Source organism: Rapidithrix thailandica (assembly GCF_039710355.1).
Classification (GTDB): domain Bacteria; phylum Bacteroidota; class Bacteroidia; order Cytophagales; family Flammeovirgaceae; genus Rapidithrix; species Rapidithrix thailandica.
Genome location: NZ_JBDKWZ010000018.1, coordinates 103,202 through 115,723, shown reverse-complemented (window position 1 = coordinate 115,723; position 12,522 = coordinate 103,202). Strand labels below are relative to the sequence as shown.

The 12,522-nt window shown below is 42.2% G+C and carries 12 protein-coding genes; 8 read left to right on the top strand and 4 right to left on the bottom strand.

All coding sequences use genetic code 11. The features are described from left to right. Window positions 1–7: 7 nt before the first annotated feature. The 5 genes from thiC (at window position 8) to thiH (ending at window position 5,300) form a co-directional block, all read left to right on the top strand. Window positions 8–1,867, top strand: a complete 1,860-nt coding sequence (gene thiC / locus AAG747_RS24030; protein ID WP_346823796.1) for a phosphomethylpyrimidine synthase ThiC — start codon at window positions 8–10, stop codon at window positions 1,865–1,867. Window positions 1,868–1,975: 108 nt separating this feature from the next. Further along, window positions 1,976–2,608 carry a thiamine phosphate synthase gene (locus tag AAG747_RS24025; protein WP_346823795.1) on the top strand — a complete coding sequence of 211 codons (633 nt, stop codon included), beginning with the start codon at window positions 1,976–1,978 and terminating at the stop codon, window positions 2,606–2,608. Then, window positions 2,605–3,237, top strand: a complete 633-nt coding sequence (locus tag AAG747_RS24020; RefSeq protein WP_346823794.1) for a thiamine phosphate synthase — start codon at window positions 2,605–2,607, stop codon at window positions 3,235–3,237. The genes AAG747_RS24025 and AAG747_RS24020 overlap by 4 nt, the downstream gene beginning before the upstream one ends. Window positions 3,238–3,296: 59 nt before the next feature. Next, window positions 3,297–4,067, top strand: a complete 771-nt coding sequence (locus AAG747_RS24015; RefSeq protein ID WP_346823793.1) for a thiazole synthase — start codon at window positions 3,297–3,299, stop codon at window positions 4,065–4,067. A gap of 96 nt (window positions 4,068–4,163) precedes the next feature. Then, window positions 4,164–5,300: a 2-iminoacetate synthase ThiH gene (thiH, locus tag AAG747_RS24010; RefSeq protein WP_346823792.1), complete on the top strand. Its 1,137-nt coding sequence runs from the start codon at window positions 4,164–4,166 to the stop codon at window positions 5,298–5,300. A 27-nt stretch (window positions 5,301–5,327) separates the two neighbouring features. Here the strand turns inward: thiH and AAG747_RS24005 are convergent, their stop codons facing one another. The 3 genes from AAG747_RS24005 to AAG747_RS23995 form a co-directional block, all read right to left on the bottom strand. Then, a complete protein-coding gene (locus tag AAG747_RS24005; RefSeq protein ID WP_346823791.1) occupies window positions 5,328–6,476 on the bottom strand; it encodes a hypothetical protein in 1,149 nt (382 codons plus the stop codon). Then, the gene (locus AAG747_RS24000; RefSeq protein ID WP_346823790.1) at window positions 6,473–7,036 is read right to left on the bottom strand and encodes a DUF3124 domain-containing protein; all 564 of its coding nucleotides are present in this window, start codon (window positions 7,034–7,036) and stop codon (window positions 6,473–6,475) included. The genes AAG747_RS24005 and AAG747_RS24000 overlap by 4 nt, the downstream gene beginning before the upstream one ends. A gap of 82 nt (window positions 7,037–7,118) precedes the next feature. Next, the gene (locus tag AAG747_RS23995; RefSeq protein WP_346823789.1) at window positions 7,119–7,643 is read right to left on the bottom strand and encodes a hypothetical protein; all 525 of its coding nucleotides are present in this window, start codon (window positions 7,641–7,643) and stop codon (window positions 7,119–7,121) included. A gap of 213 nt (window positions 7,644–7,856) precedes the next feature. Here AAG747_RS23995 and AAG747_RS23990 point away from each other — a divergent pair, with 213 nt between their 5' ends. The 3 genes from AAG747_RS23990 (at window position 7,857) to AAG747_RS23980 (ending at window position 10,376) form a co-directional block, all read left to right on the top strand. After that, window positions 7,857–8,681, top strand: a complete 825-nt coding sequence (locus AAG747_RS23990) for a patatin-like phospholipase family protein (RefSeq protein WP_346823788.1) — start codon at window positions 7,857–7,859, stop codon at window positions 8,679–8,681. Window positions 8,682–9,012: 331 nt separating this feature from the next. Next, on the top strand, window positions 9,013–9,570 hold the full coding sequence (locus tag AAG747_RS23985) for an RNA polymerase sigma factor (RefSeq protein ID WP_346823787.1): 558 nt from the start codon (window positions 9,013–9,015) through the stop codon (window positions 9,568–9,570). Continuing rightward, the gene (locus AAG747_RS23980) at window positions 9,567–10,376 is read left to right on the top strand and encodes an anti-sigma factor (protein ID WP_346823786.1); all 810 of its coding nucleotides are present in this window, start codon (window positions 9,567–9,569) and stop codon (window positions 10,374–10,376) included. The genes AAG747_RS23985 and AAG747_RS23980 overlap by 4 nt, the downstream gene beginning before the upstream one ends. 39 nt (window positions 10,377–10,415) lie before the next feature. Here AAG747_RS23980 and AAG747_RS23975 read toward each other — a convergent pair whose 3' ends face one another. After that, complete coding sequence (locus tag AAG747_RS23975; protein ID WP_346823785.1) at window positions 10,416–12,515, bottom strand: VWA domain-containing protein; 2,100 nt, start codon at window positions 12,513–12,515, stop codon at window positions 10,416–10,418. Window positions 12,516–12,522: the final 7 nt, after the last annotated feature.

The window sequence follows — 12,522 nt, the reverse complement described above, 5'->3', positions numbered from 1 at the left end:
ATCAGACATGAAAAAAGACAAAATCCCTAATCAGGAAGTCATTTCCAGGGAACCTTTGCCAGCGTCTAAAAAAATCTATGTAAAAGGAAAAATCCACGACATCAAGGTACCGATGCGGGAAATTGCCTTATCGGATACCAAACAACACTTGACTGGAAAGTTGGAAAAAAATCCTCCGGTGACCGTATATGATACCAGTGGTCCGTACACCGATCCCAACATTGAGATTGATGTAAAAAAAGGAATTGAGCGGGTGCGTGAAAAGTGGATTTTGGAGCGGGGAGATGTAGAAAGGCTAGACCGGTTCAGCTCGGAGTATTGTAACGAGCGCTTGAATAACAAAGAACTGGATCAACTCCGGTTCGGGCATATTCAGAAACCTTTGAAAGCAAAGCCCGGAAAAAATGTAACCCAAATGCATTATGCAAAACAGGGAATCATTACTCCGGAAATGGAATATATTGCTATTCGCGAAAGCCAGCGAATCGAAGAAATTAAAGACTTGGGGATCCAACACCCGGGACAGAACTTCGGAGCCAATACGCCTAAAGGGGTGATCACTCCGGAATTTGTACGGGCCGAGGTGGCTGCAGGGCGTGCTATCATTCCGTCTAATATCAACCACCCGGAGATTGAACCGATGATTATCGGACGCAACTTTTTGGTGAAAATCAATGCCAATATCGGTAACAGTGCAGTGACTTCCAGTATCGAAGAAGAGGTGGAAAAAGCGGTGTGGGCATGCCGTTGGGGAGCAGATAACGTAATGGACCTTTCTACGGGTAAAAACATTCACGAAACCCGCGAGTGGATCATCCGCAACTCTCCGGTGCCGATCGGAACAGTGCCGATTTACCAGGCTTTGGAAAAAGTAAATGGAAAAGCCGAAGAGTTGACTTGGGAGATTTACAGAGATACCTTGATTGAACAAGCCGAGCAAGGAGTGGATTACTTTACCATCCATGCGGGCGTATTGTTGAGATATATCCCGATGACCGCCAAACGGGTAACCGGTATTGTATCCCGTGGTGGCTCCATCATGGCGAAGTGGTGTTTGGCCCATCACAAAGAAAGCTTCTTGTACACGCATTTCGAAGAAATTTGCGAAATCATGAAGGCGTATGATGTGTCTTTTTCATTAGGGGATGGATTGCGTCCGGGTAGTTTGGCCGATGCAAATGACAAAGCGCAGTTTGCGGAATTGGAAACCTTGGGTGAACTGACCAAAATTGCTTGGAAGCACGATGTACAAACCATGATCGAAGGACCCGGGCACGTGCCGATGCATATGATCAAAGAAAACATGGACAAGCAATTGGAAGCTTGTGGAGAGGCGCCTTTCTATACGTTAGGGCCCTTGACGACCGATATAGCACCGGGCTATGACCATATTACTTCCGGAATCGGAGCGGCCATGATCGGTTGGTTTGGTACCGCCATGCTTTGCTACGTAACGCCTAAAGAACACTTGGGCTTGCCCAACAAAAAAGATGTGAAAGATGGGGTGATTACGTATAAGATCGCTGCTCATGCGGCCGATTTGGCAAAAGGACATCCCGGAGCACAATACAGGGACAATGCCTTGAGTAAAGCTCGTTTTGAGTTCCGTTGGGAGGATCAGTTTAACCTGTCACTTGATCCGGATACGGCTAAAGAATTCCACGATGAAACCTTACCGGCTGACGGAGCAAAAGTGGCTCATTTCTGCTCTATGTGCGGGCCTCACTTCTGTTCGATGAAAATTACCCAGGATGTGCGGGATTATGCCAAGGAAAATGGCTTGGAAGAAGAAGACCAAGCTTTGGAAAAAGGTATGGAAGAAAAGGCAAAAGAATTTGCAGATAAGGGAAGTGAGCTATATTTGTAATTAGCTTTGTAGAAAGGGCGAATGAGGAAAAGATATTCTTGTGATGTATTTTCCTCATTCCCAGTATTTTTCTGCATATTTCCTGAATCAAAATTCTAAAAGAATATTATGAAACTAAGGGTGATTACTGATCCGGAAGCTGTGGACCGGGAAATTGAAATCATGCACGAATTATTCGCTCTCGGATTGGAATGCCTGCATTTGCGTAAGCCGGGTTATGAGGTAGAGGAGTTGGAGGCTCTTATTTCTGCTATAAAACCGGAGTTTCGTAATCGGCTCGTACTGCACAATCATTTTGAATTAGTCAAAAAATATCAATTGGGAGGCCTGCACCTTCCTGAGCGGATACGGGAGACCTTGGAAGCGAAAAATGCCTTGGAAACGTATATCACCGGATACAAAAACGAAGGATATAATGTGGGTACTTCCGTGCATCAAAAAGAAATCCTTTTGCAAATAAGCAATTCTTTTGATCATGTAATGGTCAGTCCGGTGTTTACCAGTATTTCCAAACAGCATCATATTCCTGCTTTTAGTTGGGATATAGCCGAATGGAAAGGACAATTAAAACCCAAAGTAGTGGGCTTGGGAGGAATCTCCGAACATACCTTGGAGCAGGCCTGGAACTATGGTTTTGAAGAAGTGGCCGTGTTAGGGTCCGTATGGTTGAAGCCGGCCAGAGCAATGACCAACTATTTACGCTTATTAAATAAAGCAAACTCTTTAGCAGTAAACTCTTGATTTCCAAGTTACAGTACATATCACAAGAAACGCCCCAACTCAGTCACCTACAGGCAATCGAACAAGCTTGTCAAGCGGGATGTGATTGGATACAACTTCGCATGAAGGATTGTTCTTTCGAGCAGTATAGAGTTGTAGCCAGGGAAGCCCAAAAGATTTGTGAAGGTTATCATGCACAACTCATTATTAATGATAATGTAGAAGTTGCCCAAGATGTGAAAGCGTATGGCGTACACTTGGGTAAGGAAGATATGAGACCTTCCGAGGCCCGGAAGCGCTTAGGAGAAAGAATTATTATTGGCGGAACGGCTAATACCTTTGACGATATTCAACGATTGCATGGCGAAGGGGTGGATTATATCGGGTTAGGGCCTCTGCGTTTTACAACTACTAAGAAAAAATTAAGCCCGGTATTAGGTTTGAAGGGTTACCGGAATATTCTCGACCAAATGCACAAGGCTTCTATTGTGCTTCCGGTGGTGGCGATAGGGGGGGTACGGCTGGTGGATGTGCCGGAACTGAGGCAATGTGGCGTATTCGGAATTGCGGTTTCCGGCTTGATTACACATGCAGAAAACAAGAAAGCAGTAGTCGACAGCCTTTTCGACAAATTGTCGGAGGAAGCGTAGGAGCATTGTAGGTGTATTGACACTTGCAATACAGAATTCACTCTAAACAAGATTGAAGAATGGAAAAATTAAAAATAGCAGATAAATCATTTTCATCCCGTTTATTTACCGGAACAGGAAAATTTGGCTCTAACCAACTAATGGAAGAGGCTTTGAAAGTTTCCGGTTCGGAGTTGGTAACGGTTGCTTTGAAAAGGGTAGATGTAGCGGACACTACAGATGATATTTTAAACCATTTGAAAGATCCCCAGTTCAATTTACTGCCCAATACTTCGGGGGTTCGGACTGCGAAAGAAGCGGTGTTTGCTGCGGAATTGGCCCGGGAGGCCTTGGGAACAAATTGGTTGAAATTGGAAATCCATCCCGACCCGAAATACCTGATGCCCGATCCGGTTGAAACGTTAAAAGCCGCTGAAGAATTGGTGAAATTAGGATTTATCGTATTGCCTTATGTACATGCCGATCCGGTATTGTGTAAGCGGTTGGAAGAAGTGGGAACTGCGGCTGTGATGCCTTTGGGGGCGCCAATCGGGAGCAATAAAGGACTGAAAACCTTTGACTTCCTGGAGATTATCATTGAACAAAGCAATGTGCCGGTAGTGGTAGATGCAGGTATCGGAAGCCCTTCGGATGCTGCCAAGGCAATGGAAATGGGGGCTGATGCGGTCTTGGTGAATACCGCCATTGCAGTTTCTCCTCAACCGGTAGCGATGGCCAAAGCGTTTAAAATGGGGGTAGAAGCCGGAAGGATGGCTTTTGAAGCCCAACTGGCTCAACCTGTTAATTATGCGCAGGCCAGTAGTCCTTTGACGGCCTTTTTGGACGATTAAGAGGATCAAAGGGTGTTTTTTGCATTATCTCTCCGATTTTCCACCCTTTAACTTTCAATCCTTATTAACAAACCTCTAACCCCAATTATATAAAGAATGAAATCTTTTCGACATACCTTTGAGCAATATCAGTGGGAGCAGGTGGAAGAGAGCATTTATGCCAAAACGGCTGTAGATGTGGAAAGGGCTTTGGCAAAAGACCACGTGGATTTGGAGGATTTTAAAGCGTTAATCTCTCCGGCAGCGGTACCCTATTTGGAACAAATGGCCCGTAAAAGCCACGAATTAACCGCCCAACGATTTGGAAAAACCATCCAACTCTATGCCCCGATGTATCTGTCCAATGAGTGTCAGAATATTTGTACTTATTGTGGGTTTAGTTTTAACAATAAAGTACGCAGAAGAACCCTGACAGATGCCGAAATCATCCGGGAAGCCGAGGCGGTAAAAGCCTTGGGGTATGACCATATTTTACTCGTTACCGGAGAAGCCAATCATACGGTGGGAGTCCCTTATTTTCAAAAGGCACTCAAACTTATCCGTCCTTATTTTTCTCATATCTCTCTGGAAGTCCAGCCTTTGGACCAAGCCGATTATGAGGCCTTAACGCCTTATGGCTTGAATACGGTGTTGGTGTATCAGGAAACGTATCATCAGGAAAATTATAAAGATTATCATCCGAAAGGGAAAAAGTCAAACTTCCACTACCGTTTGGATACTCCTGACCGTTTGGGAAAAGCCGGCATCCATAAAATGGGCCTTGGGGTGTTGATCGGTTTGGAAGATTGGCGGACCGATAGCTTTTTCAATGCTTTGCATCTTGAATATTTGGAAAGAAACTATTGGCAGACCAAGTATTCCATTTCTTTCCCCCGCTTACGACCTTTTTTAGGAGGACATGAGCCAAAAGTAAATATGACTGACCGGGAATTGGTGCAGTTGATTTGTGCTTACCGCTTGTTAAACCAGGAAGTCGAATTGTCACTTTCCACCCGGGAGTCGGAAAAATTCCGGGATAATGTCCTCAAATTGGGCATCACTACCATGAGTGCCGGGTCAAAAACCAATCCGGGTGGCTACGCGGTGGAACCTCAATCGTTGGAACAATTTGAAATTTCGGATGAACGCAGCCCGGAAGCCATCGCTGGCATGATTCAAAGGCAAGGCTATGAACCTGTGTGGAAAGACTGGGATACTACTTATGAGTTGCAAAGAAAAGAAGTGGTTGTGTGATAAATAACCAAGGAGTGCTTGCTCAGGTTACCAACCTATTTTATCATGCCATAGCATACTATTTTTCAACGTACGGGCCAGAGGATAAATGCTCCAGACTAACATAAGCGTTATCCCGGCCCATTTCCAGGTTTTATGTTTGGCCGATAGCTTTTCAACTTCTGAGAAGAAAACAAGCCAAAAGGGTAAAACAAAAATTCCTAAATACCGCTCTCCATCCGGCTCTAACAAATCTCCTTTCAAACTCATTGGGATAAAGTAACAAGTGAATAAAAACAGGAAGTACTTTTTGTATAAAGAAGGGCCTGAAGAAGCGAGCACTTGACGGAGTGTCCAGCAGATTATTCCAAAACAAAGTATAAAACCTAAGTAATTTAACCAGTCGAAGGGTAATGTAGGTAGAAACCAAGTATATATAGCCTGACTGTATACTTTGAGATTAAACCCGATATCTAAATCTTGTAAGAACACCGCAGCATTAGCTTTCAGCCCAATTGCCCATATCAGGTATTGCCAGGTAGTGAAAAATAATAAAGGTACGAATAGGTAGCCTCCGGTAATCCACCAGACAATAGGTTTTTTCCTTTGGTGCCAGAGTAAAAATAACGAACTGCTTAGGGTAATAAGGATGCCTATATGACGTAAGCTTACCAATAAAATCCCTAAAATCATACCTGTTAAAACATATGTGTATAGGGGAAAGCGCTTTTGTAAGGGGGACTCTAGGATGTGAATGGAAACCCATAAATAGCCGTACAGTAAGACGATGAATAAGGGTTCTGTGAACAAAAATTTATGAAACTGTAAAAAAGTCGTAGAGATAGCCAAATGGAAAAAACAGAGGTATTGCCAAAAAGGTTTTTGAAGAAAATACTGGGTAAAATGGTATGCCCAATTTAAAACAAACAGGTACATACAAAACTGGAAAAGGTTGAGAAGCCGCAGATCCTTTTGAAAAAGTGCGATTAATAGGGGAAATAAAGGCGGCTTTTCCTGAAAAACCAGTTGCGAAAACCATCCCGAAGTGCCATGGTTTAAAATATATTGTCCCCCCTCCAAATATACCAATGAGTCAAAGGTCAGTCCTAAGCCCTTCCAATTGGAATAACCTAGTAATGATAGGCCGATTCCGGCTGATAAGAGGTAAAAAAAATTGCGTTTGATCAATTGTCTCATTCCAATGAGGCTTTTTCTTCTTTTATTTTATGGTTTTTCTCAATCACAACCCCATGAGTGACAAATGAAATGCCCTGTTGGGAAATGGTGCTGATCATGACCGCTTGAATGACAGGGTGGTTGAGTTGGGGTTGATGCGTTCCCCAATCCACTACAAAGTTTGCTCCGGCTCCTCCTTGAGTTTCGTTGTGCTCAATGACAAATTCTACGGATTCCATGGGGTGGAGTACCAGGGAAGAATCCAGGTAATGCCTTAAGATTTTCCCATCCGATCCATAGTATTTGATATCATTGACAAACAAGCTGTCCTTGAAGCTGGTATTGCGCACACTTAGAGTAATGGTGAGGTAGATCGTTTTTTCTCCACTGAAATTGTAGATATCCGAATAGGCGGGCACATACACTTTTTCCTGATAAGCCAATTGGGATGTATCCAATGCAACATGTGTATATTTCTTGCTGGGGTAATTGGCCTTTCGTTGGGTGATTGAGGAATTGGTATAATCCGTGCAATTCCACAACAATACCGCCATTGCTGAAATGAAAAAATAAATTCGCATACTGTTTATATTTTGGCTGAAGCTGAACTCATGTTTTTATCACAATAAAAAAAGCTGATCTTGCTATTTGTCAAAGGGGGATTTAAGTGATGTTTTGCAATGTCTTGAGTACTTTTTTACCCCTTGCCACAAAACCCGGAGAACCATAAGGCATTTGATCTTCAATGATGATTTTCAATTCCTGGGTTAATTCCGGGACTTTTTTGCAAACATTGCCCAGTACTGTCATCGCAAAAGCTTTGGTGGCTACGGCCTCTTTGTTGGACTGTAAGGTAGCAAAACCTACTTCTGCGGCCAAACTTAATATTTCCTCATCATCCGGTAAATCAAAATCTTGTAAAACCCGGAAAGTATTTCTTTTGACAGCATTGTGTACCGGATTTTGCAAATTCAAAAGTAGCTTTTTCAGGTAAGGAGCGATTAATTGAGGATGTCGGTCCGCACATTCACTGAGTACGTGAGATGCCCTTTGCGTTACCCGGTATTCATCGCACAGGAACACCTCAATCAGTTCGGCAAATAGCATTGTATCGTTGCCGATAAAAGTGGCTAAAGATTGGCTATGTGCCTTGGAATGCTCTTTTAGTAGTTCATTACGTAGCTTCATAAGCATTGTGTGTATTTGCTTTTTGATTCAATAAACAACCCTGTGATCTGTCTTTTTACAATATGAATAATAGAGTACATTTCCTTTCTGTTGCTGTACCCTTGATACCACCTGCCTCTACCCCGGACATAGTGTTATTTTCCTAGATATTTAGTACTTTCAAGGTATATCCTTCGCCCGGATATTTTTTGTATACAAATCTAAGACAAAGGCATGGGAGAAACACAATGTCAAGCCCGTAGGGTTAGCGATTACGAACATCAAACGGAAACCGGCTCATACAAAAAATACTCATTGGGTCTGGTTTTGAGCGGGGGAGGTGCCCGGTGTTTTTTACAAATAGGGGTTTTAAAGGCTCTGGAAGAACATAACTTACAAGCCCAAGCCGTAGCAGGCTCAAATTTGGGAGCATTGATCGGGGCTCTTTATGCCGCTGGATTAAGTGCTTCCGAGATGCTGGAAAAGTTGAATGGGATTTTTCCGAAAAAAATCAGATCTTCGGAAATTGTTCAGCCTTTTGGCGTTCCGGGGCAGGTACTTAGGTCGGTACTTTCCGAAAATGACTTTCAGGTCTTAAAAAAGAAACTGTATGTGGGGGTTACCTGTTTGGAGTCGCAAAGTGCGGAAATATTACAGAAAGGAAAACTATTTGAAGCGGTAAGTGCTTCCTGTTCATTTCCTTTGTTGTACACCCCTGTCGTATTGAGAGGGAAACATTATCTGGATGGAAGTTTATTAAATGCCTTTCCCATACAACCATTGGAACACTCTTGTAAAATGGTGATCGGTATTAATGTAAATCATAGTAGTGAAAAGCTTGTGCAACATTCTTTCCAGTCATTGTATTCAAAAATTTTTTCAATGACTCCCGGCCAGCAAGTTCAAAATGCACTACACAAGTGCAAATACTTGATTGATCCATATCTTTCTTCTCCTTGTTCGCTTTTGGACTTTTCGCAGGCAGATCGCTTGTATGAACAAGGGTATCGGGAAGGGGTGAAATTGATTGAAGAAAATCCTGAAATTTTGCATAAATAGATCCGCTACAAGTCCCGGACCGGCAAGGGTTGGGCAAATTCGTGCTTGCCTTTCTCAAATGCTTTATGTTATTTTAAAAAATATGCTCAGATAAGGTCTATTTTTTTTAAGTCATGTATGTATTGGCTTCCATAAATTTTCTCGATGAAGTGGTTTACACGTATCGTTTTTGACCGAAGATGGAATCAAAATCGGCTCATCAAGGCACTTTTTGAAGAGAATAGCCAAAGCTATTGTTGAAAAAAGTAACACGGGGGAGGCGTTTTTGAAACAGTTTTTAGGAAAAAGAAAAAGGTTAATTCACTTCGATATGAGATTTTGTAGTTAAAATATGTCAGACAAATTTGAAGGACATATTGCCCCTCCTGAATTAGTTGCTTTGCTACAAGCCAGGAACAAAGCAGCCTTCAATTATTTATATGATCATTATTCCGGGGCATTATACGGGGTTATTTTGCGGATTGTGCAAAAGCAAGATATCGCAGAAGAAGTACTGCAAGATGTATTTTTGAAAATTTGGAATAAAATAGATACGTATGATTCGCAAAAAGGGCGGCTGTTTACCTGGATGCTGAATGTAAGCAGAAATTTGGCCATTGATAAAGTGCGTTCTAAAGAGCTTCGGAACGAGCGGAAAACTGATGAAATGGAAAATAACGTATATTCTTATGAACATAAAAGCCAAGTGCATCAATCCATAGACAGCATAGGAATCAAAGAACAACTCGACAAATTGAGGGAAGAAGAAAGAACAGTATTGGAGTATGTATATTTTAAAGGGTATACACAATCGGAACTTTCCAAAGAAAAACAAATTCCTCTGGGTACGGTAAAAACCCGCTTGAGAATGGCTATAAAGAATCTTCGAAACGTATTAGGAATCTCTTGAATATAAAAGATTACATAGCGTCCGGAATATTAGAAGCCTATGTGCTGGATCAGCTTTCTGAAAAAGAACGCATGGAAGTACTGCAATTGACCCAGGCGTATCCGGAGATCCGGGAGGAATTAAATAAAATCGAAAGTGCTTTTGAAGAACTGGCTTTCCAAACCGCCATTACTCCCGGTGCTCATGTAAAAGATAAAATCTTAAGCCATTTAGAACAAAACGAACCTTATACTCCCGTCAAATGGTCGCATAAAAAAGTGCGTAGCCAAACTATAGGAAATGCGTTTCGATTAGCATTGGCGGCTTCTGTCAGCATTGCGTTAGTGGCTTCCATCTTGGCCGGAGTTTTTTGGAATAAATGGAAGAGTACGGAAGACAAATTGAAGGGTCTTTTGGCGCAAAACCAAGAAATCGCTTCGGAATACAATCAAGTTCAACAGCGATTGGCACAAATTGAATCGGACTTGAAGGTGGTGAATAATCCGGCTTTTCACCGTGTGCGTCTCCAAGGAACCGGGCAATCACCGGAGAGCGAAGTACAAGTCTATTGGAACCCCTCTTCTCAAGAGGTATACCTGAATGTATTAAAGCTGCAAAAACTCTCTGAAGACAATCAATATCAGCTTTGGGCGATCATCGAGGGCAAACCTGTGGACGCCGGTGTATTTGATTTGGCGATCAGTACATTATTGAAAATGAAGTCTGTAGGAAATGCTTCTGCTTTTGCCATTACCATAGAGCCGAAAGGGGGCAGTGCAACTCCTTCTTTACATACAATGCAAGCAATTGGAAATACCGAAGGCTGATATGCCTTACTGCTTTTCCCAACCCCTCCATTAATTTAATTAATATCCTCCCTTAAATTTCCGTAAAAACCATTCGAAAGAAGCTAGTAAAGCCAAGGCTATCAAAAGCCATTTTAAATTGCTAAGATCTTCGTACTCTTCCTGGCTATGGATGAGGTCTTTTAATTTATTTTGTGTCAGGTCAGTTTGCAATTGTTTTAACTCGTTGGCCTGATAAAATTGTCCGTTGGTATGAGCCGCCAGATTACGCAACAAGTTAAAATCAGCGGTAGTGTTGATGGCTTCGATTTCCAATTCTCGCACTGTAAATTCTCCCGCACTCACTTCCGTTTTCCCGTTAAGTTGAGTAGTCGCTTGGTAACGATACACCCCTTGCGACAGTCCGTTAACTTTGTATTGAAAACCCGGTCCACTGTTGGTATAAGTATAACTGCTGGTTTCGTTGGCCTCATTCGTAATTTGTAAATCTATTTTTTGGCCGTATATCCGTTCGTAAATTTCGTTGTACACCTCTGTTTCAAAGATCACACTTTCCGTATCAAAAAATTCATTTGAAATAGGATATACCCGGAATCTGCGCTTGTCTTCTTTGGTGGAGAGGTATTGTACGGTTTTATTGATGATTTCATCGAAGGCATTGGTATTGTCATTAACCGAATATTCGTGCAAACGCCATTGCCAGATTCCCTCTCCCAACGTGACTGCACTTTTGAACCCGTTATGTTCATTCAGTACCAGTAAAGGTTTGTCTGTAGTAATATTTCCTATTTTTTGAAACATGACCACTTCCGAAGTGCCTGTCAGGTCGAAGTTGCCAAATGGAACCGTGACCGGAGGGTATTTGCTGATGACCAGTCGCTTATCGTTGTCCATGGTAAACTTGCTGAAGACATTGTTGTAGGAAGGTGTTACTTTATCAAATTGCCTTCCATTGGCATGTACCTGCACAGCTTCGCTGATCGTATTGAAAGCAGAAAGATTGGATTGATTCCCCAAAATAAACCACATGGCGGTTTTCTGCTCTTGAAAATGTTGGATCAGGTTCTGCCCTACCCGTTGTACATTGGGGATTTGATGAAATATCACCAAGTCGTATTTTTCATCCAGATTCACAGGTTCGGCATTTCGAGTCCCGTCCATTCCCGGAATATGAACGATAAACTCATAGTTTTCATTTTTTTCTACCGCGCTACGCAGTGCTTTGATATCAGGGTGGGGGCTCAAGGCAACCATTAAGATTTTCTCCTTGCTGTCAATGATATCTATATACACATTTTTAATATTGTTTTTCTTGGTAAACTCTCCTTCAAGAGGCAGTACTTCCACCACATAATGTTGAAGTCCTTCTTTTTCGGATTTAGGGAGGAATTCTATGGTCTGAAGACTGTTTTCCCGGGTGAAAGTAAGCGTTTTCCGCTCAATGATTTTTCCCTCTTTTCTTAATAATACTTCAGACTTTTGATTTTCGAAACCCATATTGCCGATTTCGGCTACAATAGGAAATTTGTTACCCAGATAGGCAATTTTATTGGCATAAGCGGCTTTGAGGTTGATATCTTCCTGTGGCAATGTATCTCCAATACCCACTGCAAATACTTTCATCAAATAAGGCAGGTAATTAGGAGCAATTCCTTGATTGTAGATACCATCGGTGACCAATACCACTCCACCCAGGTTCCGGTTTTCGTATTGGGCTTCTATGTCTTTCAGCCGGGAGCTGATATTGGTAGAAGCTCCTCCAAAACCAATGTCTTGAATCCCGGATAAGTTTTGATTGGCATTGAGCGTTTGAATATCCACTTCGTATTCCTCTTCTTCCAGGCTTTCGGCCAGCGTTTCCAGTTCTCCCCGTAATTGAAGCAACCGGGTAGAATCATTTACCAAAGCAATGGATTGGGAATCATCGATCAGAAAGGTAATAACCGGTTTTTCAAAATAGTTTTTTATGGTTTTGACATAAGGCCCCAACAGTAAAAAACAAACACAAGTAACTAAAATAAAACGCACTGTGCCCAGGAAGTAATTGACTGGCTTACTCCAAGGGGCCTTACTGGTATAGAGCAGGTAAGCATATAGAAAACCTGCCATTAGGCATAATAAAAAATACCAGGAAGAATATTCTGTGAGAACTTTAATCATGTTTGGA

Coding starts and splice junctions, on each gene's coding strand:
- AAG747_RS23985 (WP_346823787.1), top strand. CDS start 9,013: ATGTCAGACAAATTTGAAGGACATATTGCCCCTCCTGAATTAGTTGCT.
- AAG747_RS24005 (WP_346823791.1), bottom strand. CDS start 6,476: ATGAGACAATTGATCAAACGCAATTTTTTTTACCTCTTATCAGCCGGA.
- AAG747_RS23995 (WP_346823789.1), bottom strand. CDS start 7,643: ATGAAGCTACGTAATGAACTACTAAAAGAGCATTCCAAGGCACATAGC.
- AAG747_RS24015 (WP_346823793.1), top strand. CDS start 3,297: ATGGAAAAATTAAAAATAGCAGATAAATCATTTTCATCCCGTTTATTT.
- thiH (WP_346823792.1), top strand. CDS start 4,164: ATGAAATCTTTTCGACATACCTTTGAGCAATATCAGTGGGAGCAGGTG.
- AAG747_RS24025 (WP_346823795.1), top strand. CDS start 1,976: ATGAAACTAAGGGTGATTACTGATCCGGAAGCTGTGGACCGGGAAATT.
- AAG747_RS23975 (WP_346823785.1), bottom strand. CDS start 12,515: ATGATTAAAGTTCTCACAGAATATTCTTCCTGGTATTTTTTATTATGC.
- thiC (WP_346823796.1), top strand. CDS start 8: ATGAAAAAAGACAAAATCCCTAATCAGGAAGTCATTTCCAGGGAACCT.
- AAG747_RS24000 (WP_346823790.1), bottom strand. CDS start 7,036: ATGCGAATTTATTTTTTCATTTCAGCAATGGCGGTATTGTTGTGGAAT.
- AAG747_RS23990 (WP_346823788.1), top strand. CDS start 7,857: ATGGGAGAAACACAATGTCAAGCCCGTAGGGTTAGCGATTACGAACAT.